The 20,701-nt window shown below is 68.2% G+C and carries 22 protein-coding genes; 10 read left to right on the forward strand and 12 right to left on the reverse strand.

The genetic code is table 11. The annotated features are described in order from the left end of the window. Positions 1 to 35 precede the first annotated feature (35 nt). On the reverse strand, positions 36 to 2,489 hold the full coding sequence (locus ACQHI0_RS11470; protein ID WP_427907917.1) for a heavy metal translocating P-type ATPase: 2,454 nt from the start codon (positions 2,487 to 2,489) through the stop codon (positions 36 to 38). Between the two features lie 141 nt (positions 2,490 to 2,630). Further along, positions 2,631 to 3,869, reverse strand: coding sequence for a cysteine--1-D-myo-inosityl 2-amino-2-deoxy-alpha-D-glucopyranoside ligase (gene mshC / locus ACQHI0_RS11475; RefSeq protein ID WP_427907918.1), 1,239 nt, complete (start codon positions 3,867 to 3,869; stop codon positions 2,631 to 2,633). Between the two features lie 295 nt (positions 3,870 to 4,164). Here mshC and ACQHI0_RS11480 point away from each other — a divergent pair, with 295 nt between their 5' ends. Together ACQHI0_RS11480 and ACQHI0_RS11485 are read left to right on the forward strand one after the other, a co-directional pair. Beyond that, positions 4,165 to 4,587 (forward strand): helix-turn-helix domain-containing protein, encoded by a 423-nt coding sequence (locus ACQHI0_RS11480; RefSeq protein ID WP_427907919.1) that lies wholly within the window; start codon positions 4,165 to 4,167, stop codon positions 4,585 to 4,587. Beyond that, positions 4,584 to 5,426: an alpha/beta fold hydrolase gene (locus ACQHI0_RS11485; protein WP_427907920.1), complete on the forward strand. Its 843-nt coding sequence runs from the start codon at positions 4,584 to 4,586 to the stop codon at positions 5,424 to 5,426. The genes ACQHI0_RS11480 and ACQHI0_RS11485 overlap by 4 nt, the downstream gene beginning before the upstream one ends. A gap of 51 nt (positions 5,427 to 5,477) precedes the next feature. On the opposite strand, the gene ACQHI0_RS11490 is transcribed toward ACQHI0_RS11485, so the two are convergent. From ACQHI0_RS11490 to ACQHI0_RS11520, 7 genes are all read right to left on the reverse strand, one after another. Next, positions 5,478 to 5,732, reverse strand: coding sequence for a hypothetical protein (locus tag ACQHI0_RS11490; RefSeq protein ID WP_427907921.1), 255 nt, complete (start codon positions 5,730 to 5,732; stop codon positions 5,478 to 5,480). Positions 5,733 to 5,875: 143 nt separating this feature from the next. Then, positions 5,876 to 6,427 carry a dihydrofolate reductase family protein gene (locus ACQHI0_RS11495; RefSeq protein WP_427907922.1) on the reverse strand — a complete coding sequence of 184 codons (552 nt, stop codon included), beginning with the start codon at positions 6,425 to 6,427 and terminating at the stop codon, positions 5,876 to 5,878. A gap of 135 nt (positions 6,428 to 6,562) precedes the next feature. Continuing rightward, positions 6,563 to 7,744: an alanine--tRNA ligase-related protein gene (locus tag ACQHI0_RS11500; RefSeq protein WP_427907923.1), complete on the reverse strand. Its 1,182-nt coding sequence runs from the start codon at positions 7,742 to 7,744 to the stop codon at positions 6,563 to 6,565. Between the two features lie 240 nt (positions 7,745 to 7,984). Next, a complete protein-coding gene (locus ACQHI0_RS11505) occupies positions 7,985 to 8,782 on the reverse strand; it encodes an SCO1664 family protein (RefSeq protein WP_427907924.1) in 798 nt (265 codons plus the stop codon). A 4-nt stretch (positions 8,783 to 8,786) separates the two neighbouring features. After that, positions 8,787 to 9,374 (reverse strand): DUF3090 domain-containing protein, encoded by a 588-nt coding sequence (locus tag ACQHI0_RS11510; protein ID WP_056820470.1) that lies wholly within the window; start codon positions 9,372 to 9,374, stop codon positions 8,787 to 8,789. A gap of 49 nt (positions 9,375 to 9,423) precedes the next feature. Beyond that, positions 9,424 to 10,140, reverse strand: coding sequence for a histidine phosphatase family protein (locus ACQHI0_RS11515; RefSeq protein WP_427907925.1), 717 nt, complete (start codon positions 10,138 to 10,140; stop codon positions 9,424 to 9,426). A 32-nt stretch (positions 10,141 to 10,172) separates the two neighbouring features. Further along, positions 10,173 to 11,114: an undecaprenyl-diphosphate phosphatase gene (locus ACQHI0_RS11520; protein WP_427907926.1), complete on the reverse strand. Its 942-nt coding sequence runs from the start codon at positions 11,112 to 11,114 to the stop codon at positions 10,173 to 10,175. 229 nt (positions 11,115 to 11,343) lie between these two features. On the opposite strand from ACQHI0_RS11520, the gene ACQHI0_RS11525 reads away from it, so the two are divergent. The 6 genes from ACQHI0_RS11525 to ACQHI0_RS11550 all read left to right on the forward strand — a co-directional run bounded on the left by ACQHI0_RS11525 (position 11,344) and on the right by ACQHI0_RS11550 (position 16,366). Then, on the forward strand, positions 11,344 to 12,321 hold the full coding sequence (locus ACQHI0_RS11525; protein WP_427909137.1) for an aldo/keto reductase: 978 nt from the start codon (positions 11,344 to 11,346) through the stop codon (positions 12,319 to 12,321). A 17-nt stretch (positions 12,322 to 12,338) separates the two neighbouring features. Beyond that, a complete protein-coding gene (locus tag ACQHI0_RS11530; protein WP_427907927.1) occupies positions 12,339 to 13,352 on the forward strand; it encodes a heme/hemin ABC transporter substrate-binding protein in 1,014 nt (337 codons plus the stop codon). Then, the gene (locus ACQHI0_RS11535; RefSeq protein WP_427907928.1) at positions 13,349 to 14,470 is read left to right on the forward strand and encodes a FecCD family ABC transporter permease; all 1,122 of its coding nucleotides are present in this window, start codon (positions 13,349 to 13,351) and stop codon (positions 14,468 to 14,470) included. The genes ACQHI0_RS11530 and ACQHI0_RS11535 overlap by 4 nt, the downstream gene beginning before the upstream one ends. Further along, on the forward strand, positions 14,467 to 15,375 hold the full coding sequence (locus ACQHI0_RS11540; RefSeq protein WP_427907929.1) for a heme ABC transporter ATP-binding protein: 909 nt from the start codon (positions 14,467 to 14,469) through the stop codon (positions 15,373 to 15,375). Before ACQHI0_RS11535 ends, ACQHI0_RS11540 begins: the two co-directional genes overlap by 4 nt. A 188-nt stretch (positions 15,376 to 15,563) precedes the next feature. Continuing rightward, positions 15,564 to 15,896, forward strand: a complete 333-nt coding sequence (locus tag ACQHI0_RS11545; protein WP_427907930.1) for a VOC family protein — start codon at positions 15,564 to 15,566, stop codon at positions 15,894 to 15,896. A 155-nt stretch (positions 15,897 to 16,051) separates the two neighbouring features. Continuing rightward, complete coding sequence (locus ACQHI0_RS11550) at positions 16,052 to 16,366, forward strand: hypothetical protein (RefSeq protein ID WP_427907931.1); 315 nt, start codon at positions 16,052 to 16,054, stop codon at positions 16,364 to 16,366. On the opposite strand, the gene ACQHI0_RS11555 is transcribed toward ACQHI0_RS11550, so the two are convergent. From ACQHI0_RS11555 to ACQHI0_RS11565, 3 genes are read right to left on the reverse strand one after another with little or no spacing between them, the layout of a single operon-like run. Continuing rightward, positions 16,279 to 18,357 (reverse strand): MMPL family transporter, encoded by a 2,079-nt coding sequence (locus ACQHI0_RS11555; protein WP_427907932.1) that lies wholly within the window; start codon positions 18,355 to 18,357, stop codon positions 16,279 to 16,281. The genes ACQHI0_RS11550 and ACQHI0_RS11555 overlap by 88 nt on opposite strands. A gap of 19 nt (positions 18,358 to 18,376) precedes the next feature. Further along, positions 18,377 to 18,910 carry a hypothetical protein gene (locus tag ACQHI0_RS11560; RefSeq protein ID WP_427907933.1) on the reverse strand — a complete coding sequence of 178 codons (534 nt, stop codon included), beginning with the start codon at positions 18,908 to 18,910 and terminating at the stop codon, positions 18,377 to 18,379. A 6-nt stretch (positions 18,911 to 18,916) separates the two neighbouring features. Further along, positions 18,917 to 19,273 carry a hypothetical protein gene (locus ACQHI0_RS11565; protein ID WP_427907934.1) on the reverse strand — a complete coding sequence of 119 codons (357 nt, stop codon included), beginning with the start codon at positions 19,271 to 19,273 and terminating at the stop codon, positions 18,917 to 18,919. 166 nt (positions 19,274 to 19,439) lie between these two features. Here ACQHI0_RS11565 and ACQHI0_RS11570 point away from each other — a divergent pair, with 166 nt between their 5' ends. Together ACQHI0_RS11570 and ACQHI0_RS11575 are read left to right on the forward strand one after the other, a co-directional pair. Next, positions 19,440 to 20,447: a YncE family protein gene (locus ACQHI0_RS11570; protein ID WP_427907935.1), complete on the forward strand. Its 1,008-nt coding sequence runs from the start codon at positions 19,440 to 19,442 to the stop codon at positions 20,445 to 20,447. Further along, positions 20,447 to 20,698, forward strand: coding sequence for a DUF5703 family protein (locus ACQHI0_RS11575; RefSeq protein WP_410873170.1), 252 nt, complete (start codon positions 20,447 to 20,449; stop codon positions 20,696 to 20,698). Before ACQHI0_RS11570 ends, ACQHI0_RS11575 begins: the two co-directional genes overlap by 1 nt. The last annotated feature ends 3 nt before the right edge of the window (positions 20,699 to 20,701 follow it).

Consider the following 20,701-nt stretch of genomic DNA (forward strand, 5'->3'; position numbering starts at 1 on the left):
CAACCGGCACGGTTGTGCGGGTCCACGCCGGCGTGCTACCGGTGTGGTGGCGCCGAGGGCAGCGGCAAACGTTTGAGGTGCAGGGCGTTGAGGGCGACGATCAGGCTCGATCCCGACATGGCCATCGCGGCGATCTCCGGGCGCATGGTCAGACCCCAGTGGGCGAAGACTCCGGCCGCGATCGGGAGGGCGATGCCGTTGTAACCGACAGCCCAACCCAGATTCTGGTGTTCTTTGTGGACGGTGCCGCGGCCGATGCGCAGAGCGGTCGACACCGCGTACGGGTCCGAGCGCATGAGTACCACGTCGGCGGTCTCGATGGCGACGTCGGTGCCTGCGCCGATGGCGATGCCGAGATCGGCGCGGGCCAGGGCAGGCGCGTCGTTGACGCCGTCGCCGACCATCGCCACCTTCTTGCCGGTGCGCTGCAGATCGGCGATCCGGTCGGCCTTGTCCTCGGGCAGGACGTCGGCGATCACCGTGTCGATACCGAGGTCGTGCGCGATGCGTTCGGCCGTGCCCGAGTTGTCGCCGGTCAGCATGACCACGTCGACGCCGAGTTCGTGCAGCGCGCGCACGGCGTCGACGGCGGTCGGGCGTGCGGCGTCGGCCAGCGCGATCACCGCTCGCGCGTGTCCGTCGACGGCGACCAGGACGGCGGTGTAGCCCGCGGCGGCCAGCTCGTCACGGTGTTTCGCCAGCTCGCCCAGTTCGATGTGTTCGGCATCGAGCAACCCTCGGCTGCCCACCATCACGTGCTGCCCCTCGACGGTGGCCTGTGCGCCGCGACCAGCCACATTCTGGAAATCGGTAGCCGAGACAATCTGCGCACCACGGTCTTTCGCGTAATCGACAATCGCTCGGGCGAGAGGATGTTCGGACTCGAGTTCCACCGCCGCGGCCAGCGCCAGCACGCTGTCGGCGTCGACGCCGCGCGCGGTGAGCACGTCGGCGACTTCGGGTTTGCCCTTGGTGAGCGTGCCGGTCTTGTCCATGACGACCACGTCGATACGGGCGGAATCCTCGAGTGCGGTCGCGTTCTTGAACAGCACACCACGTTTCGCGCCGAGACCGGTGCCGACCATGATCGCCGTCGGCGTCGCCAGTCCCAACGCGTCCGGGCAGGTCACCACCACCACGGTGATCGCGAACAGCAGCGCCGTGCTCAGCGACGCCCCGACGAGCAACCACACCATCAGCGTGGTCAGGCTGCCCAGCAGCGCGACCAGGGTCAGCCAGAACGCGGCCCGGTCGGCCAGCCGCTGACCGGGAGCCTTGGAATTCTGTGCCTGCTGCACCAATTCGACGATCTGGGCCAGGGCGGTATCGGACCCGACCTTGGTGGCCCGCACCCGCAGGCTGCCGGTGGTGTTGATGGTCGCGCCGATCACCGCCGCGCCCGGCTGTTTAGGCACCGGCATGCTCTCACCGGTCACCATCGACTCGTCGACGTCGCTCGACCCGTCCAGCACGGTGCCGTCGACGGCGATCTTCGAGCCGGGCCGCACCAGCAGCACGTCACCGACCCGCACGTCGGCGGTCGGCACCTCGGTTTCCTCGCCGTCGTGGAGCACAACGGCTTTCGGTGGCGACAGATCCAGCAGGCTCGTCACCGCGTCCCCCGCCCCGCTGCGGGCCCGCATCTCCAACCAGTGCCCCAGCAGCACGAACGTCGCCAGCATCGTGGAGGCCTCGTAGAAGACCTCACCGCCACCGGTGAACGTCACATACAGCGAATACAGCCAGCCCGTCCCGATACCCACCGCGACCAGCACCATCATGTCGAGGGTGTGGGCCTTCAGCGCCTGCCACGCCCCGGTGAAGAAGATCGTCGCGGAGTAGAAGATCACCGGCACGCTCAGGATCAGCATCCAGATGTCGGCGCGCATCCCGAAGGGTGTGGGCAGATGCAGACCGAGCATGTGGGTGGCCATCGGTGACCAGAGCATCACCAGGGTGGAGAAGACCAGCGCGACGAGGAACCGGTTGCGCATGTCGCGAGCCATGTCGTCCATCGACATCGACGCGTGCCCGCTGTGCGTGTGCCCACCACCGTGCGCGGCTCGCGGCTGATCGTGCGCAGGCGCGGGATGACGCGAGGACTCAGCGTGCGCTGGCATGGCTGGCGGCGCGTGGCCGACCACGGAAGCGGTGGAATGTTCGGGTGAGGTGGTGGATTCGGCACCGTGCGTGGCGCGCCGAGTGTGGGCCGTCGGCTCGCTCGTCGGGTCGCAGACGTGGGTCGGGACGGAGCGCCCCGCGCAGTGGTAGCCACAGTCGCGGACCCAGGTGCGCAGGTCGGCCACCGATGTTCGGGTGGGATCGTAAGTGACAGTGGCGGTTTGGGCGACCGGATTCGGGTCGACAGCGAGCACGCCGGGTCGGTGGCGCAACCCGTTGGTGAGTACACCGTGGGAGCTGGCGCGCAGTTGCCCGCCCACGTGCAGGACGGTCGTCGCGGAGATCGGTTGATCCTGCGGGTCGGGCATCGCCGCTCCTGTCGCCGGTCGTGCGCCCGACGCGACAGCGCCCCGCGCTACTTCCCAGCGACTCTACCGGCGGCCGGTGACGAGTCGGCGCAGGTCACCGCGGTGTCAGGAAGACCCGACGCCGCGGTGACGGCGATCGTGTCAGAGGCTGACGCCCAGCAGCGCGTCGACGGCGGTGCGGATCAGGGCGGGGGCGTCGGTGTCGGTGCCGCCGTAGGCGATGGCCTGTTCGGCCCAGTTGTCGATCGCGTCGAGGGCCTTCGGGGTGTCGAGGTCGTCGGCCAGGTGCTGACGCAACCGGGCGACGGTGTCGGTGGCCGAGGGGCCCGTGGTGAGCGATACGGCTTCACGCCAGCGGTCGAGGCGGGTCTGGGCGGCGGCGAGCACCTCGTCGGTCCACATGCGATCGGACCGGTAGTGCCCGGCGAGCAGGCCGAGGCGGATCGCGGCGGGGTCGACACCGGAGCGGCGCAGCTTCGACACCAGCACGAGGTTGCCTTTGGACTTCGACATCTTCTCGCCGTCGAGGCCGATCAGACCGGCGTGCACGTAGTGGCGGGCGAAGCGGCGGGCGCCGGTGATCGCCTCGGCGTGCGCGGCGGAGTATTCGTGGTGCGGGTACATCAGGTCCGAGCCGCCGCCCTGGATGTCGAATTCGGCGCCGATGCGGTTGAGCGCGATCGCCGCACACTCGATGTGCCAGCCGGGCCTGCCCGCGCCGAAGGGCGCCTGCCAGGACGGCTCACCGGGGCGTTCGGCACGCCACAACAGGGCGTCGATGGTGTCGCGTTTACCCGCGCGGTCCGGATCGCCGCCGCGTTCGGCGAACAGCGTCTCCATGGTCGCGCGGTCATACCCGGATTCGTACCCGAACTGCTCGGTGGCGTCGGTGCGGAAGTAGATGTCGGGGTACTCGGCATCGTCGACGGTGTACGCGGCGCCGGCGGCGACGAGCTTCTGCACCAGCTCCACCACCTCCTCGACCGACTCGATGGCACCGATGTAGTGCCGCGGCGGGAGTACCTGCAGCGCGGTCATGTCCGCACGGAACAGCTCGATCTCGCGGCTGCCGAGGTCGCGCCAGTCGATGCCGTCGCGTTCGGCGCGTTCGAACAGCGGGTCGTCCACATCGGTGACGTTCTGGACGTAGTGCACGTCGTGGCCCGCGTCGCGCCAGATCCGGTTGACCAGGTCGAACGTGAGGTAGGTGGCGGCGTGCCCGAGGTGGGTGGCGTCGTAGGGGGTGATGCCGCAGACGTACATCTTCGCGGTCGCACCGGGGGTGACCGGGCGGATCTGTCGATCGGCGGTGTCGTACAAACGCAACGGGGGCCCTGTTCCGGGGACGGTCGGCAGGGCGATATCGGACCAGGACTGCATGTCTTCGAGGGTAGAGCCCCTGTCGATGTGCTCGGCTCGCGGCCCGGCTCATGGGGTTGCTCGCGGTGTCGCGGCACGGCCCGCTACCTGCACACAAACGTGTTCGGGCGCCTTCGTCAAGGTTTGCGCTCGAGCAGATCCCCTGGTCACAGGGATAACGGGGCGAATCGGTCGTGTTGTGCCCAGTGTGTGCTCCGACCTGGGCGAACGGTTGCCATCGCGATCATTGTCACAGTCCACAACTCCCTGTGAGTACCTATTGATACTTATAGGTACGTTCGTTTACGGTTGTTTCATGACAGATCGTCTCTATTCGGTGGAGCAAGTCGCCGAACTGCTCGGGCTGCATGTCCGCACCGTGCGCAGTTATGTGCGCGACGGCAAACTCCCCGCCGCCCGCATCGGCAAGCAGTACCGCATCACCCACGAAGACCTCGAGACGTTCACCGGACTGCCGATCACGACACCGCGGACAGCACCCCATCGGCATGCCGAGTCGTCCTGCATCGTCGAGATCGACGACATCGACCGCGCCACCGTCGACCGGATCACCACCCTGCTCACCGCCACCGCAGGCACCCGAGGCGCGGGCGGTCAGCGCATGCGCGTGGAGACCAGCTACGACCCGGCCCGTCATCGCCTCAAAGTGATCCTGCTCGGCAGCCTGGCCGACAGTTCCCGCCTGCTCGACTACCTGGACGGAATCCTCAGCTCATGATCTACAAGTCCGACGAAGGCCGACGGCTCGTCGAACAGCGCTACCGCGAGCATCTCGACGCGTGGCCGGTCCCGCATGAGGAACTGCGGATCGACACCGGAGTCGGCGAAACGTTCGTCGTGGTCTCCGGGCCCGCGGACGCACCGCCGCTGGTCGTGCTGCACGGCTCGGGCGCCAACGCGAGCACCTGGCGCGGCGACATCGCCGACTGGTCGCGAAGTTTCCGCGTGTACGCAGTGGACCTGCCCGGCGAACCGGGATTCAGCGCCCCCACCCGGCTCGCTTTGGACAGCGACGCGACCGCGAACTGGCTCGATGAGGTCATCGACGGACTCGGCCTCGACACCGTGGCCATGGTCGGCATGTCACTGGGCGGGTGGACCGCGCTCGATTACGTGCAGCGCAGGCCGGGACGGGTCACGACACTGGTCCTGTTGTGCCCGGGCGGGCTGGGCAAGCATCGATACGGCTGGCTGGTGAAGGCGATCGGCCTGCGGATGATCGGCAGGCACAGCGTGCGCGATATGGCGCGCACCGGTCTGGGTGTGAATGGGGCGGAAGCGGACTCGATCATCGATGACATCGAACTGACCTTCACGCATTTCTCGCCCCGCCCCGGAAAGCTGCCTGTTTTCCGCGACGAACAACTACGCGAAGTGGACATCCCGGTCCTGGTAATCGTCGGCGAACGCGACGCCCTGTTCGACTCGGCAGGCACCGCCGAACGCGCCCGCGGTGCTTTCCCGCGAGGCGAGGTCCGTGTGCTTCCCGGCGTCGGACACGCTCTGCTGAATCAGACTGCGGCAGTGCGGGAATTCGTCCGGACGCAGGCCGACTGAAACGTCGGCGCCACCGCTCCCCGACGTGCGGCGACACCGAAAACGATCACATCAGAGCGGGCGGCACTGCATCTGCGCGGCAGCGGGGAGCTGCTGCGTCGCGTAGAACGCGGCGCCGACCTCGTTGCCCGCCTTCACGGTCAGGTCGGGCAGCGGCGCACCGGCGTGGTCGGTGGAGGAGCAGACGAAGGTCTTCTCCCCGAACCAACCGGCGGGAAACGCCTGCGCGGGCGCGGCGATCGCGGCGGCGGCACCGGTGAGCAGCAACGCGGCAGCGGACGCGGTAACGATAGAACGGGTCGACATGTGGTTCCTCAGATCTCGCGGGGACAACGAAAGTGCTTGGAGCACACTAGCACCGGCGCTGACCAGGCAACAGAGCCGCGGCGATCGCGAGAGATCCGCAGCGAGCACGGATATCGCGATCGCCGCTGCACTCCGAACAGGCCTCAGTCGACGAGGTAACGCAGCAGCACCGCGGTCTCGAAGCGCCTCGTTTCGACCAGTCGGAGCCCGATGCGCTTGTCCAGTGCCGGGAACATCGGGGTGCCGCCGCCGAGCACGATGGGCGAGACGAACACCTGATACTCGTCGATGAGCCCGTGCGGCATCAGCGAGGCCGCGAGGCTGGCACCACCCACCTCCATCACGCCATCGCCTTCGGACTTGAGCCTGCGGACCTCCTCGACCGCGTTCTCGCTGACCAGGGTGCTGTTCCACTGCACTTCGGTGAGTGTCCGGGAGAACACGACCTTGGGCTTGGCCGTCCACAGTTCGCCGAACTCGCGCTGGATAGGCGGGGCGTCCGCGGGCACGTGCGGCCAGTACTCGGCCATCAGCTCGTAGAGCCGGCGACCGTTCAACGCGACCTCGAGCCCGCGGAACCGGTCGTTGTGGAATTGGTGCAGCTCGTCGTCCGGGTCGGTCCAGTCGATGGAGCCGTCTCGGTCGTTGACGTAACCGTCGAGGGACACGCCGAATCCGTAGATCAGTTTCCTCATAACCGTGTAGACCCCTTTCGCGTTCGAAACTCATCGGACCTCACCGGATAACGAAGCCGGACCAGCATCTGCTCTCCTCGCATCGATGTCCCGCGATCCTCGCACCCGTGACACCCTTGTGCTTCCGAAAAGCTGCTACCGCTCGGCGTCGGTGGTCAGATACACCACGAGATCGCGGGGCAGGCCGTGGGTGTCGTGCAGGTAGTGATAGTCGTCGCCGGTCAAGGGTCCACTGAAACGGCGGTGGGACAAGACCTTTCGACCGCGCTGCAGGAGCAGATCGAATTTGCGTTCCTCCGCGAGCAAGAGGGTGCGCACGTCCCGGGAGGGCACGGATTGCCGGAAGTGCCCGAGGGTGTGGTCCACCAGCTCGATCGGCAGGTCCAACAGGGTCCGGGTCGGATCGTCGCGCCACAATGTGGTCAGGGTGCGCCGGATCAAGCGCCGTAGGATGTGACCGCGGCCGGACGGGGACGGCGTGACCCGGTCGCCGAGGACAACGATGCTCGATCGCAGATGGTCCGACAGCAGTCGCAGCGACCGCTCGTCGAGCGGACCCCAGATGCGGGACAGGGTGGACAGCCAGGGCCGGAGAATATCGATCTCGAAGACGGACTGTGTGTTCTGCAGGATCCGTACCAGTCGTTCCAGCCCCATGCCGGTGTCGATGCAGGGTTGTCGCATCGGTTCGAGGCTGCCGTCGGGATGCCGGACGTAGCGCATCATGACGTGATTCCACACCTCGACCCACCGTTCCTCGGATGTCGGTGTGCCCCGCGGTAGTTCGTCGCCCGTCCAGACGAAGATCTCGGAGTCGGGCCCGCAGAGCCCGGTCGGGCCGTTGTCCCACCAGTTCTCGTCGGTGGTCGGTTCGACCGGCACACCCAGTTCCTCCCAGGTGCGCCACGACTCGTGGTCGGGCTCGACGTGGTCGTCACCGCCGAACACCGTGACGTGCATCCGCCCAGGGTCGATGCCGAAGCCGTCGCGCAGCAGTTCGAATCCCCACCGTAGGCTGCGCGATCCGCCGTAGTCGCCGAGTGACCACGACCCGAGCATCTCGAACACGGTGAGGTGGGTGTCGTCGCCGACTTCGTCGAGGTCGGTGGTGCGCAAGCATCGCTGCGAACCGGTGAGCCTGCGGCCGAGCGGGTGGGGTCGGCCCATCAGATACGGGGTCAGCGGGTGCATGCCGGAGGTGGTGAACAGCACCGGATCCGCCGGCGAGGGGATGAGCGTTCCGCCCGGCGTGAGTTCGTGCCCGCGTTCGCCGAAGAAGTCGAGGAAGGTCTGAACGGTCTGGTCTGTGGTGATCATGGTGGTTGCTCCATCGATGTGACATCGACCGGAAGCGGCGACCATGACGAACGCGACTGTACCGACGCGCGCCAGCGGACCGTTTCCGGTCGCCGGCGTGGGAGAGAAGGTCAGGCGGCAGCGACCGGCGAGCGGGGAGCTCGTGCGGCCGCGGCGGCGATACGTGAATCGACCTTCATAGCTGAACGGTAGCAACCGCACCGGTGCGAGCACGACCGATTTTCGTTGCCGACCCTGCGCTCAGAAGGCGGGCCAGGGAATCGGGCGCGAGGAGTTCGGGATCGGCATCACGGGATGGTCGAGCAACGCTTTCGCGCGTTCGGTGAGTGCGGTGATCTCGGCGTCGGTGATGTGGATGGCCAGCGAATCGGCAACGGCACCGGGCAGATTCGCGGCGAAGGTGGTGATGTCAGGGATCAGTGACTCGTGCACCGGTCGCCCCGCCCAGCCCCACAGCACGGTGCGCAGTTTCGGTTCGGTGTGCAGGCAGATGCCGTGGTCGACGCCGTAGACCTGACCGTCGACACCTTCGAGCGCGTGACCGCCTTTGCGATCGGCGTTGTTGAGCAACAGATCCAGCACCGCCATGCGTTGCAGGCGCGGATCGTCGGCGTGGATGAGCGAGACCTCGTTGCCCTGTTCGTCGAGCGCGCGCAGCACTTCGCAGAATCCCTCGGGCACGGTCCCCGGCGTGCACAGGTCGACCAGGTCGAGGCGTTGCCGGTTGTCGGTGCGGTTGTCGACCGAGGTGACCCAGCGCTGCACCATGCCCGGCCCCAACGGCCCGTCGCGCAGCACGGTTTCGGGGATGACACCCCAGCCGAGGTGTTCGGAGATCAGGTACGACGCGACTTCGCGGCCCGCGAGGGTGCCGTCCGGGAAGTCCCACAGCGGTCGTTCGCCACGCACCGGCTTGTAGACCACCCGCAGCGGGGCACCGTCGGGTTCGGGTGCGGCGATCTCACAGACCAGCGTGAGATTGCTGGCGACGCCGATCCGCCCGACGATGTCGAGTTCGCCTTCGGTGATCACCGGCACGCGATCACTCCTCTTCGAGCTCGGCAGCACCGAAGATCTCGCCGCGCTTGTACCCGTTGGTGCGCACACACATGTGCCCGCGCGAGGACAGCGGTTCCCCGCACAGCGGGCACGGTGGGCGCCCCGCCGCGATCACCCGCGCCGACCGCAACGCGAACTCGCGTGCCTGGATCGGGGTCAGGAACACCCGCACCGCGTCGGGGCCTTCGTCGGTGTCGTCGAGCACCACCGACTCGTCGACCTCGGTCTCGGTGATCGCGAGCAACTCGACCACAACGGCGTTGGCGTCGGAATCCCAGCCCAGACCCATGGTGCCGACCCGGAATTCGGTGTCGATGGGGGTGACCAGCGGCGCGACATCGCGCACGTCCTCCCCCTCGGGTGGCACCTCGGCGCCGAAGCGGCGCGCTACCTCGTCGAGCAGCAAACCCATCCGGTCCGCGAGCACCTTCACCTGCTGCTTCTCCAGCAGCACACTCACCACCAGCGGCTCCTGCACGGCCTGCAGGTAGAACGAACGATCGCCCGGTTCACCGACGGTCCCGGCGACGAAACGATCGGGGGTGCGAAATACATGGATTGCGCGTGACACATGCACCTCCTGATACGTGACCCTGATCGACACTCACGAACACACTCCTCTAAGGAGAATCGCGGTGCCCCGCATTCCCATTATCCGCGTTTGTGTCCGTCGGCACCTCTCCACCGGGTGTCGGTGTCGGCGGTGCGCTCGCGGCCAGCGCGGAAAGGTCGGAGCCCGTGTCGTTGAACTTCCACACCGACGGCCCGTGCGGGCTGTAGCGGACGACGCTGATCGAGGCCGGTTCCACCGCGATCCGCTGAAAACTGTCCAGGTGCAGACCGAGTGCGTCGGCCAGGATCGATTTGATGACGTCGCCGTGCGCGCACGCCACCCACAGCACATCCCGGCCCGCCTTCTCGGCCAGTGTGCGTTCGATATCGCGGATCGCGGCGACCGCCCGCTGCTGAACCTGGGCCAGCCCTTCCCCGCCGGGGAACACCGCACCCGAGGCGTGGCCCTGCACGACCCGCCACAGCGGTTCGGTGACCAGCTCGGCGATCGGGCGCCCGGTCCAGTCGCCGTAGTCGACCTCGATGAGACGTTCGTCGTGATCGGGTTCGAGACCGAGTTTCTCGGCCAGCGGCGCCACCGTGCGCTGGCAGCGCAGCAGCGGTGAGCTGGCGATGTGTTCGATCGGCAGCATCGCGAGCCGGTCGGCCACCGCGGCGGCCTGTTCGGTGCCGCGCTCGGTGAGTTCGACGCCGGGGGCGCGGCCCGCGAGGGTGCGCGCGGTGTTGGAGGTGGACACTCCGTGCCGGAGCAGGATCACCGTCATGGGACCAGCCTAACCATGGAAGAGCGTCATCCTCAGGTCGCGGAGACGACGCCGGCCGACAACAGGGCCAGCATCGTCACGCCGAGGATGATCCGGTAGCCGACGAACCAGTAGAACGAATGCTTGCCGACGAACTTCAACAGCCAGGCCACCGAGGCGTACCCGACGGCGAACGCCACAATGGTGGCGACCAGCAACTGTGGCCCGCTGGCATTGAGTCCCTCACCGGCCGGTTCGAACGCGTCGGGCAGGCTGAACAGGCCCGATGCCGTCACCGCGGGGATGGCGAGCAGGAACGAGAACCGCACGGCCGCTTCGCGCTCGAGGCCGAGGAACAGACCCGCGGTCGAGGTGGCACCGGAACGCGAGACACCGGGGATCAGCGCCAGACACTGCGACAGACCCATGATGATGCCGTCGCGGGTGGTGAGCTGCTCGATCGAACGCTCCTTCTTGCCGAAATGCTCACCCGCCGCGATCACCAGCGCGAACGCGACCAGCATGAACGACACCAGCCACAGATTGCGGGCCCCGGTGCGGATCTCGTCCTTGAACAGGTAGCCCAGCACCCCGATCGGGATGGTGGCGATGATCACGTACCAGCCGATGCGGTAGTCGAGTTCGCGCTGGGTGTCGCGTTCGTGGGCGTCACGGGCACTGCGATCCATCACCGGCAGCTTCGTGGTGACCCGGTCGCCCACCGCGACCTCGCGCTGGGAACGTTCCCGCCAGCGCATCCCGAGCGTGGTGAACCAGGCGATGAGGATGCGCCAGATGTCCTTGGCGAAATACACCAGCACCGCGGCCTCGGTGCCGAGCTGGGTGACCGCGGTGAACGACGCGCCCGCGTCGTCGCCGAAGAACACGCCCGACACGATGCGCAGGTGCGCCGAGGACGAGATCGGCAGGAACTCGGTGAGTCCCTGCACTAATCCGAGTACCAATGCCTGGAACCAGGTCATCGCCTCGCCCACCGCGTCCTCCTGCTGACTCGCGCCCGAAAGACGGCGTCCTCCTGGGCTTTTGCTTCATATCCGGCCATCACGGCCACGATCTCGCAGCGACCCTACCCGTCGTCGCCCTCGGTCGTCGCCGTCGGCGTCACCGAGATCGGGTTGCGCCGCGCCGCGGCGCGGGTCGCCGAACGAGGTTGTGCTGGTGCGCGCATTAGGCTGTCGCCGTGACGAATGCGCGGGCGCGGTGATGGAACAGCGAACGGTGGGACGCAGCGGACTTCGGGTGTCGCGAATCGGGTTGGCGACCCATACCTGGGGAACACATACCGATGCCGACGAGGCATCGGTGCAGTTGGCGGCGTTCACCGAGGCCGGTGGCACGCTCGTCGACCTCTCCCCCGTCTACGGCGAGGGTGCGGCGCAGCGGATCCTGGCGGATCTGCTCGGCGATCTGGTGTCGCGTGACGAATTGGTGCTCAGTGGCAGTGCCGGTGTGGTGATGCACGCGCCCGGTGCCGGGGTCGGCGATTCGGTGCCCGCGCCGGCGGCGGTGGGCCCCGTGGTCGACGCGTCGCGGCGCACGCTGCTCAAACAACTCGACCGGACTCTGCTCGAACTCGGCACCGACCATCTCGACATCTGGAGCATCGCCGCCTGGGATCCGTACACGCCCCTCGATGAGGTCGCGGCCACCCTGGACACCGCGGTGCGGACCGGCCGCACCCGGTACGCGGGTGTGCGCGGCTTCGCGGCCTGGCAGCTGGCGAGTCTGGCCGCGATCGCGCCCATCTCGGCGGCGCAGACCCCGTACTCGCTGCTCGCGCGCGGCACCGAGAACGATGTGATTCCCGCCGCCCGCCACCACGGGGTCGGCATCATCGCGTCGGCACCGCTGGCGGGGGGAATCCTGACCGGCAAGTACCGCGACGGTGTTCCCGCGGATTCGCGGGGCGCCGATGAGTCGACGGCGGCCGAGATCCGGCGCAGGCTCGACGACGATCGCGCGACCCGGGTGGTCGATGCGCTGGTCACGGCCGCGGACGGGCTCGGCACGTCGCCGCTGGCGGTGGCGTTGGCCTGGATCCGTGACCGGCCGGGCATCGCGAGCATGATCGTCGGTGCCCGCGATATCGGCCAGCTCACCGGTGTGCTGGCCGCCGAGACCCTCGAGTTGCCGCGGGCGATCGCGGCGGCACTGGACGATGTGAGCGCCCGTTCCGAATGATGGCTAGCCTTACCTGCATGAGACCGCGTGGTGTGCTGATGGCGATGCTCGCGGCGACGGTGCTGACCGGCGCCGTCGCTTGCACCGGAAGCAATCCTGCATCGACTGCCAATTCGGGCGGGCCGGTGACTGCCCAGCTCGCCGACCTCGACCCCGTGCCGATCGGGCCCGCGCCGACGTCGCGGTTGCCGGTGACGGTGAAGTCCCATGACGGCTCCGACGTGACGATCGCCGACACTTCGCGGATCATCGCCGTCGACCGGTACGGCACCCTCGCCCAGACGGTGTGGGCGCTGGGTCTTGGCGCGAATCTGGTCGGCCGCAGCACGTCCGCCTCGTTTCCCGCCGTCGCGGCGGTGCCCAACGTGGCTGGTGGCAATGGCAGCCTCAGCGTCGAAGCGGTGCTGAATCTGCGTCCATCGGTGTTCCTCACCGATACCACCAGCGCGGCACCCGCCGTGCGTGAGCAGTTGCGGGCAGCCGGGGTGACCGTCGTGTATTTCGACCCGGATCGCAGCATGGACGGTGTCGTCCCGCAGATCGAGGCGGTGGCCACCGCGCTGGGTGTACCGGAAGCGGGTAAGCAGCTCGGCGCGCGCACCAGCGCGGAGATCGCCACCGCGACAGCACGGGTGCCCGAGCAGGATCCGCAGCCCAAGATCGCGTTCCTGTACCTGCGCAGTACCGCGATCACCATGATCGCCGGCCGCGGTTCGGGTGCCGATTCGCTGATCGCCGCGATCGGCGGAGTGGACGCGGGCACCGCTGCCGGCGTCAACGAACCTTTCGTCACCATCACCAGTGAGGCGATGATCGCCGCCTCCCCCGATGTACTGCTGGTGATGTCGGACGGACTGAAATCGGTCGGTGGCGTCGACGGACTGGAGAAGGTGCCCGGCATCGCCCAGACTCCGGCGGGTCGCAGCCGACGCGTGGTCGACATGTCCGACGCGGTGATCCTCAGCTTCGGCCCCAACACCGGCCGCGTCGTGTCCGCCTTGTCCGACGCCGTCTACGGAAAATCCGCATGAGCGATGCGCCCGACCTGACGACGTCCACGGAAACCTCGCGGATCACCGACGCCACCCCCGATCCCCTGCCACCCACCACGCACCGCGGCACGCGCGTCACCGTCGTGTTCACTGTCGCGCTGCTGGCACTGGTCGCGCTGGCCGTGGTGTCGGCGGTGCTCGGACAGGTGCCGACGACCGCCGCCGAGGTACTGGGCAGCGTGGCGCACCGGATCGGTCTTGACATCGGGCCCATGCCCGCGCATCCGGCCGGTGAGGTGACGCTGTGGGAGGTGCGGTTTCCCCGTGTCGCCCTGGCCGTGCTCGTCGGGGCTTCGCTCGCGACAGCGGGCGCCTTGCTGCAGGGGGTGTTCGCGAATCCGCTGGCCGAACCCGGCGTTATCGGGGTGTCGGCGGGTGCCGCGGTCGGGGCGGGCACCGTCATCGTGGTCGGTGGCGCGTTCGTCGCCTCCTGGTCGGTGGCCGCGGCCGCGTTCGTCGCCGGTTTGATCACCACCGCGCTGGTCTACGTGCTGTCGAGGTCGGGCGGGCGCACCGAAGTGGTGACGCTGATCCTCACCGGTGTCGCGATCAACGCCTTCGCGGGCGGATTGATCGCGCTGCTGCTGTTCGTCGCCACCCCCGCCGCACGGGATCAGATCGTGTTCTGGCAGCTCGGCAGCCTCAACGGCGCCACCTGGCCGTCGGTGGCGGTCGTGGCAGTGCTGGCGGCGGTCGGCATCCTGGCCGCCATCCTCATCGCACCACGCCTGGATCTGCTCGCACTCGGCGATTCCGCGGCCCGCCACCTCGGTGTCGATGTGGAACGGCTGCGCAGGCAGGTGATCGTGGTGGTCGCCGTGCTCACCGCCGCGGGTGTGGCGTTCAGCGGCATCATCTTGTTCGTCGGCCTGATCGTGCCCCACCTCGTGCGCATGATGGTCGGCCCCGGCCACCGGGTACTCGTCCCACTGAGTGCGATCCTCGGCGCGGTCGTACTGCTCGGCGCCGACGTCGTCGCCCGCACCCTGGTCCGCAACGCCGACCTACCGCTGGGCATGCTCACCTCCCTGATCGGCGGGCCGTTCTTCTTCTGGCTGCTCCGCCGAACGCGAGCCCGCGCGGGAGGCTGGGGATGATCCGCACCCGCGATCACGCCGTCGTCACACCGGGTACCGACGACAGGGACGACCAAGCCCGTCGCCGCACCTCCTGGCGTTCACTGTTCGCCCGAACGCCGGACGTGCCGACGCGTCCCGAACCCGGCACGGTCACCCTGCGCGCCACCGGGCTCACCGTGCGGCGCGGCACCCGCACCGTTCTCGAAGCGGTCGATTTCCAGGTGGCGGCAGGCGAAATCGTCGCGCTGGTCGGTCCGAACGGCGCGGGCAAATCCAGCCTGCTCGCCGCCCTCGCCGGTGAACTGGAACCGAGCGCGGGCACCGTGAAGCTCGAAGGCCACGCGCTGTCCCACTGGACCCACGCCGACATGGCCCGCCGTCGCGCGGTCCTGCCCCAATCCCATGCCGTCGGCTTCCCCTTCACCGCGCGCGACGTCGTCGCCATGGGCCGCGCCCCCTGGCTGCACACGCCCGCCGCCGACAACGACGACTCGCTCATCGCCTCGGCCTTGGCCGCCACCGACGTCACCCACCTCGCCACGCGGGTGTTCCCGTCGCTGTCGGGCGGCGAACGCGCCCGCGTGGCCCTGGCTCGCGTCTTGGCCCAAGACACCGCGACCCTCCTGCTGGACGAGCCGACCGCCGCTCTCGACCTCGGCCATCAGGAAGCCGTCCTCCGCCTGGCCGTCAGACGCGCCGCCGAGGGCACTGCCGTGGTCGTCGTCGTGCACGACCTCGGTGTGGCCGCCGCCTACGCCGACCGCGTCACCGTCCTGGACGCGGGCCGCGTCGCCGCCGACGGCCCCCCACGCGAGATCCTCACCAGCGAACTGCTCACCGCCGTCTACCGCCACCCCGTCGACGTCTTCGACCATCCGGCAACCGGCGCCCAACTCGTCCTGCCGGAACGCGGTCAGAACTGACGGACCGGATTCGAACGCAGCCTTCGCTCGACACGCGGATTCGGCGGCGGACGGCCGAGCACGCCTGAGTAGGCACGCCTGAGTAGGCTGGGCGCCGAGGTTGTTCGTCCATTGCGGTCATCGTCGCGCGACGATCGGTCTACTCGTCGCCCCCGAAGGTGGCCCGCTCCCATCGCAGAGGAGATCCGATGAGCCCCACCATCGCCAGCGTCGTCATCCCCGTGTCCGATCTGGCCGCGACAAAGGCCGTCTACACCACGCTGTACGGCGACCCCCACACCGACGAGCCGTACTACGTCGGCTGGGCGGTAGGCGACGTCCAGATCGGCCTCGACCCCAGCGGTGACGTAGCAGCGGGCCCGGTCGCCTACGCCGGAGTCGACGATGTCGACAAGGCCAGAGCAGCGGCGATCGCCGCGGGCGCGACCGAACGAACCGCCCCTCGCGAAGTCAGCCCCGGCAGCCGCATCTGTGTCCTGGAAGACACCGACGGCAACCCTTTCGGCATCATCGGCAAGTAGCCCACCGTCTACCCGGCCTCGCCCGCACCGGGATCCTGATCGACGGCGGCGCCATCCCGGCCACCTGACCCATCTCGCGCAGTACCTCGGTATCGGACCGAGGTACTGCGCGAGAGTGATGTGGTCGTGTACGAGCCGTTCCTACCGTGAGCCGCATGCCCACAGCCTCGAAATTCGCCGCCCCCATCGCTCTGGCCGGAACGCTCGCGAGTGCCGGAATCGGTGTCAGCTCAGCGGAATCCGCACCGGCGGGCGCCAAGGGCATAGTCTTCGCGGGCACTCCGTCTCCGAGCCAGGCGAACGCCGCGATGGCGACCAAGGGTGTCGCCCTGGTCGCTACCAACGGGTTCCGCGATTGCGGCAATCAGCAGTTCTGCGGCGGCTACTTCCAGATGATCTTCAGCAGGGCCGGTGTGAGCACCATCCGGATGATCGTGGCGTCGATGATCAGGGCGACGATCATCCCGTAGGCGATGTATTTCATCAGCACCAGATCGGAGAAGCCGAACGCCCCGGTCACCACGATCAGGATCGCGGCCGCCGAGGTGATCACCCCGCCGGTGTGGGCCACGCCGTAGCGGATCGACTCGGCGGCGTCAGCACCCGCGGCGCGTTTCTCGGCGATTCGTGACAGCAGGAACACCTCGTAGTCGGTGGACAAGCCGAAGATCACCGTCACGATCAGCGCCACCACCGCGAACATCAACGGTCCCGGGGTGAACTGGAATACCCCGGACCCGTGTCCTTCTACGAAGATCCACGTCAGCACCCCCAGGGTCGACACCAGGCTGAGCGCGCTCATCGCGACGGCCTTCACCGCCAGGATCACCGACCGGAAGGCCACGATCATCAACGCCAGTGCCGCCGCGATCAGGATCGCCAACAGCAGCGGCAGCCCGTCGATCAGCCCGTTGATGCTGTCGCGTTCGAGCGCGGGGATGCCCGCGACCATCACCTGCACGCCCGGCGGCGCGGGCAGCGAACGCAGCGCGTCGATCACCTGGTCGGCGTCGCGTTTGTCCCCGAGCCCGGCCGAGAGCACGTTGACGTTGTCCTTGGTCGCCGCCGCCGGTTCGAACCGTCCGGTCAGCCCCGGCACCTGATTGGCTTCGAATCGAATATCACTCAACTGCTGCGGTGAGGCACCGACCACGATGAGCTTCAACGGTTCGGTGCGAAACCCGGGAAACAGGTGGTCGAAGTCCTCCTGGGCCACCCGCGCCGGGTTGTCGGCGGCCAGATACTTCTCGCTGATCCCACCGAACTCGATGTGGCGCAACGGGATACTCAGCGCCAGCAGACCGAGCACGATGGGGATGACCACCGCCCACGGCCGTCGCATCGCCCACTGCGCGAGCCGGGAGAAGAACCCGGCATCGATCTGGGCTTCGGTCTTGCTGCGCGAGAAGCGTTTCCAGCCCAGCCAGTCGATCCGGTGCCCGGCGATGCTCAACGCGGCGGGCAGCGCGGTCACCGACAACAGCGCGGCCAGCATCACCGCGGAGATGCCACCGTAGGGCACCGACCGCAGCACCCCGTTCGGGAAGATGAACAGCGCACCCAGACTCAACGCGATGATGCCCGCGGAGAACAGCACGGTGCGCCCGGCCGTGGCCACGGTCCGCGCGGTCGCGTCCTCGACCGAGCGCCCGGCCGACAGTTCCTCCCGGAACCGGGTCACCGTGAACAGTCCGTAGTCGATCGCCAACCCGAGCGCCACCAACGTCATCACCGCGCTGGCGAACACATTGACCTCGATCTGGGCGGTGAGCACCCGCAAGATCCCGGAGGTGCCGAGAATGGTGAGCCCGCCGATCAGCACCGGCAGCAGCGCACCGATCACCCCGCCGAACACGAAGTACAGCAGGATCGCCACGATCGGCAGGGCGATGATCTCGGCGCGCTTGATGTCGTGCTGCATCCCGATGTTGATGCCCTCGACCACCGGCTGCAGCCCGGCCAGCTGCACCGTCGTCCCACCGGGTCCAGCACCGGCCACACCGGCATCCAGGTGCGGTTTCAACGCGAGATAGTTGTTGACCGTCGCGGTTCCCCCGCCGCCGGCCAGCCCGATACTGGCGAACGCGTGCTGCTTGGTCGGATCGGAGGCATTCGCCGAGAACGGGCTGTCCCAGTAGCTGTCGATCTTGTGGATCCGCTCGCCGTGCTCCTTACGCAGGTCGGCCAGCGCCGCCGTCACCGGCCCGCGCACGGCGGCATCGTCGACAGTGGTGCCGGGTGGGGCGGTGTAGATGACGATCAGATCGCCGTCGGTGTCGCGCCCGAAGGTGTCGTCGGCCAGTTTCGATGCCGCCACCGACTGGCTCGACTCGTCGAACCAGCCCTCCTGGGTGTACCGGTCGGCCAGATCGCGACCGAACCAGCCCGAGGCGAGCACGGTCAGTACGAAGAAGCCGAGCACGAGGAACCGGTGACGGTAGACGAACCTGCCCCACCGCATGGATCGAGATTCGCCCATCTCAGCCGCAGGCGGCGGTGCGATAGTCGGCCGAGCGCAGAATGCCGCACAGGTCGGTGCGCGAGATCTTCCACTTACCGTCGAGCAGCACGAAATGCACGATGGTGGTCCGCACGTTGGTGCCCGAGCCGTCCTTGTCCAGGCGCATGGTCGCGGTGAGGGTGCCGTCGCGGTTGTCGAACACCGGGTCGACGACCCCGTACACGGCGTGGGGGTTGTCGCGCAGCGCCTTGTACATGTCGGGGATGGCGTCGGAGAACGCGGCACCGTCCTCGATCAGTTCGGTGCGTTCCACATCGGGCAGGCTCGGGTCGAGCGCGCGCTTGATCTGCGCGTCGAGTTCTTGGGCGGTCGGCAGTGGCACATTGGCCTTGCTGGCCGAGATCGCGACGGAGGAAGCGAGGGAGGCGTTGGCCGAAGACCGTGCGGCGTCGACCGAGGCCTCGTCGGAGGTTCCCGCGCACGCGGCGAGGGCGACGAGGGCCGTGAGGCAGGCGGTGGCCGCAGCGGCCCTGGCGGAAAGTGTGGAAGACATCACCATCTACATACCATCAATGACGGCACTGATCCGCCCCAGGATGGCTCGAACTGTGGAGATGTCACTGGAAGCGGGCACCGCGACAGGGTCGGCGGCCGGCAGCAGGTCGCGCACGAAGGCGCTCACGCTGCGGGCGTCGTCGAGGTCGATATCGGTCACCTGAGCCTGGGCCTGGGCCACCACATCATCGGATCCGGGCACCTCATCGCCCAGGTCGGCGCGATAGATCTGCACGGTCAGGGTCGCGCGGTGGGTCCGGAAGGCGAACGGGTGGCCGTCGTCGGTGGTGCCGAAGCCGTGGGCGAACGGTCCGACGGAAATGTCGTCGATGCCGAAACCCGCCGGCGTCCGGTCGGTCATCGTGGGATCTCCTGCCGCTGAGTGGCAATCAATTGTCGACATGTCAACAGTAACGCGCGTCACTGACAGCTCCGACGCGCGCTACCCGGTCGGAGCTACTGGTGAGTCATCATGGTCAGATGGTGATCAAGGCAGTCACCTCGTGCGGATTGAAGGAGTTCGGTGCATGCGCCCTCGTGGCTCGGTCGCCTCTGCGTTGGTCGGCGCGGCGGTTGTGGTGGTGCTGACCGGGTGCAGCGGTGACGACGGCGGTCCCGATGTCCCGACGAGGGAGCCTGCCACCGCGGCGGTCTCCCCGGCCGCGGCGCGTCCGGCCGGTCAGGTCTTCCCAGCGGCCGCGACCACAGCGTTGCTGGCCGAACGCTCGACGGGCCGCCTCGCCGCCCTCGACACCGCGGGCACCGCGCTCGCGCTGATCGATCCCGCCGCGCCGACCACCCCGGCCACGATCACGCTGCCCGCGGTCGGCGTATCACTGGCACAGGGCAAGCCGGGCGAAGTGCTCGTCGCCGCCGCAGGCAGGGTCGTGCGGGTCGACGCGGTCACGGGCGCCGTTACCGAGATCCCCGTCGACGGCGACGTGCACAGCGTGCAAACCCGCACCGACGGCACCCTTGTCGTCGGAACCGCGGACGGCACCGTGCGCGAACTGAACGCCGACGGCACCGTCACCCGCACGATCACCGGCCTCGTCTCGGCCGACGTGATCGCGCTGACCGGTGAGAACATCACCGTCGTCGACCGCAAGCAAACCGCTGTCGTCGCGGTGGGCGACGAAGCCCTTGGCCTGATGCTGCGGGCGGGCGACGGCGCCACCAACGCCATCACCGACCCGCACGGGCGCATCATCGTGGCCGACACCGCGGGCGGTGAGCTGCTGGTCTATTCGGCCGGTCCGCTCGTGCTGCGTCAGCGTTTCCCGGTATTATCGTCGCCTTACGCGCTCGCGTACGACCCGCGGTCGGAGCTGGTGTGGGTGAGCGCCACGCAGAGCAACGAGGTCGTCGGCTACGACCTGTCGACCGGCATCGGTGTCGAGGTGGCCAGGTTCGCGACGCTGCGCCAACCCGACGCGATCACCGTCGACGAACGCACCGGCGACCTGTTCGTGGCCTCGGCCACCGGCGACGGTCTGCAGCGGATCAGCGCGGACGAGCGGAAGAGAGGGCAGTGATGGCCACACCCCGCAGTTCGCGCTCGGCGATACCGCCGAGCTGGGAGACCAGCAACGACGACTACGAATACGTGCCCCTGCGGCTGCCTCCCGAGGTCAACCGGGTCACCGCCTCGATGCGACTGGCCATCCAGGCCGAATTCGGTGGCTGGGAGTTGTCCCGGGTGCGCGCCTACACCGACGGCAGTCGCCGGGTGCTGTTGCGCCGCCGCAAAAACGCCGTCCTGCCTGTGCCCGAACCCGGATTGTGAGCC

Source organism: Nocardia sp. FBN12, assembly GCF_050320175.1.
Classification (GTDB): Bacteria; Actinomycetota; Actinomycetes; order Mycobacteriales; family Mycobacteriaceae; genus Nocardia.

Bases quoted from the DNA above. Each gene is read 5' to 3' on its own strand.
- ACQHI0_RS11495 (WP_427907922.1), bottom strand. From the start codon at position 6,427: ATGAGGAAACTGATCTACGGATTCGGCGTGTCCCTCGACGGTTACGTC.
- ACQHI0_RS11470 (WP_427907917.1), bottom strand. From the start codon at position 2,489: ATGCCCGACCCGCAGGATCAACCGATCTCCGCGACGACCGTCCTGCAC.
- ACQHI0_RS11555 (WP_427907932.1), bottom strand. From the start codon at position 18,357: ATGCGGTGGGGCAGGTTCGTCTACCGTCACCGGTTCCTCGTGCTCGGC.
- mshC (WP_427907918.1), bottom strand. From the start codon at position 3,869: ATGCAGTCCTGGTCCGATATCGCCCTGCCGACCGTCCCCGGAACAGGG.
- ACQHI0_RS11535 (WP_427907928.1), top strand. From the start codon at position 13,349: ATGAGCGATGCGCCCGACCTGACGACGTCCACGGAAACCTCGCGGATC.
- ACQHI0_RS11570 (WP_427907935.1), top strand. From the start codon at position 19,440: ATGCGCCCTCGTGGCTCGGTCGCCTCTGCGTTGGTCGGCGCGGCGGTT.
- ACQHI0_RS11550 (WP_427907931.1), top strand. From the start codon at position 16,052: ATGCCCACAGCCTCGAAATTCGCCGCCCCCATCGCTCTGGCCGGAACG.
- ACQHI0_RS11530 (WP_427907927.1), top strand. From the start codon at position 12,339: ATGAGACCGCGTGGTGTGCTGATGGCGATGCTCGCGGCGACGGTGCTG.
- ACQHI0_RS11565 (WP_427907934.1), bottom strand. From the start codon at position 19,273: ATGACCGACCGGACGCCGGCGGGTTTCGGCATCGACGACATTTCCGTC.
- ACQHI0_RS11540 (WP_427907929.1), top strand. From the start codon at position 14,467: ATGATCCGCACCCGCGATCACGCCGTCGTCACACCGGGTACCGACGAC.
- ACQHI0_RS11500 (WP_427907923.1), bottom strand. From the start codon at position 7,744: ATGATCACCACAGACCAGACCGTTCAGACCTTCCTCGACTTCTTCGGC.
- ACQHI0_RS11490 (WP_427907921.1), bottom strand. From the start codon at position 5,732: ATGTCGACCCGTTCTATCGTTACCGCGTCCGCTGCCGCGTTGCTGCTC.
- ACQHI0_RS11545 (WP_427907930.1), top strand. From the start codon at position 15,564: ATGAGCCCCACCATCGCCAGCGTCGTCATCCCCGTGTCCGATCTGGCC.
- ACQHI0_RS11560 (WP_427907933.1), bottom strand. From the start codon at position 18,910: ATGTCTTCCACACTTTCCGCCAGGGCCGCTGCGGCCACCGCCTGCCTC.
- ACQHI0_RS11575 (WP_410873170.1), top strand. From the start codon at position 20,447: ATGGCCACACCCCGCAGTTCGCGCTCGGCGATACCGCCGAGCTGGGAG.
- ACQHI0_RS11525 (WP_427909137.1), top strand. From the start codon at position 11,344: ATGGAACAGCGAACGGTGGGACGCAGCGGACTTCGGGTGTCGCGAATC.
- ACQHI0_RS11485 (WP_427907920.1), top strand. From the start codon at position 4,584: ATGATCTACAAGTCCGACGAAGGCCGACGGCTCGTCGAACAGCGCTAC.
- ACQHI0_RS11515 (WP_427907925.1), bottom strand. From the start codon at position 10,140: ATGACGGTGATCCTGCTCCGGCACGGAGTGTCCACCTCCAACACCGCG.
- ACQHI0_RS11480 (WP_427907919.1), top strand. From the start codon at position 4,165: ATGACAGATCGTCTCTATTCGGTGGAGCAAGTCGCCGAACTGCTCGGG.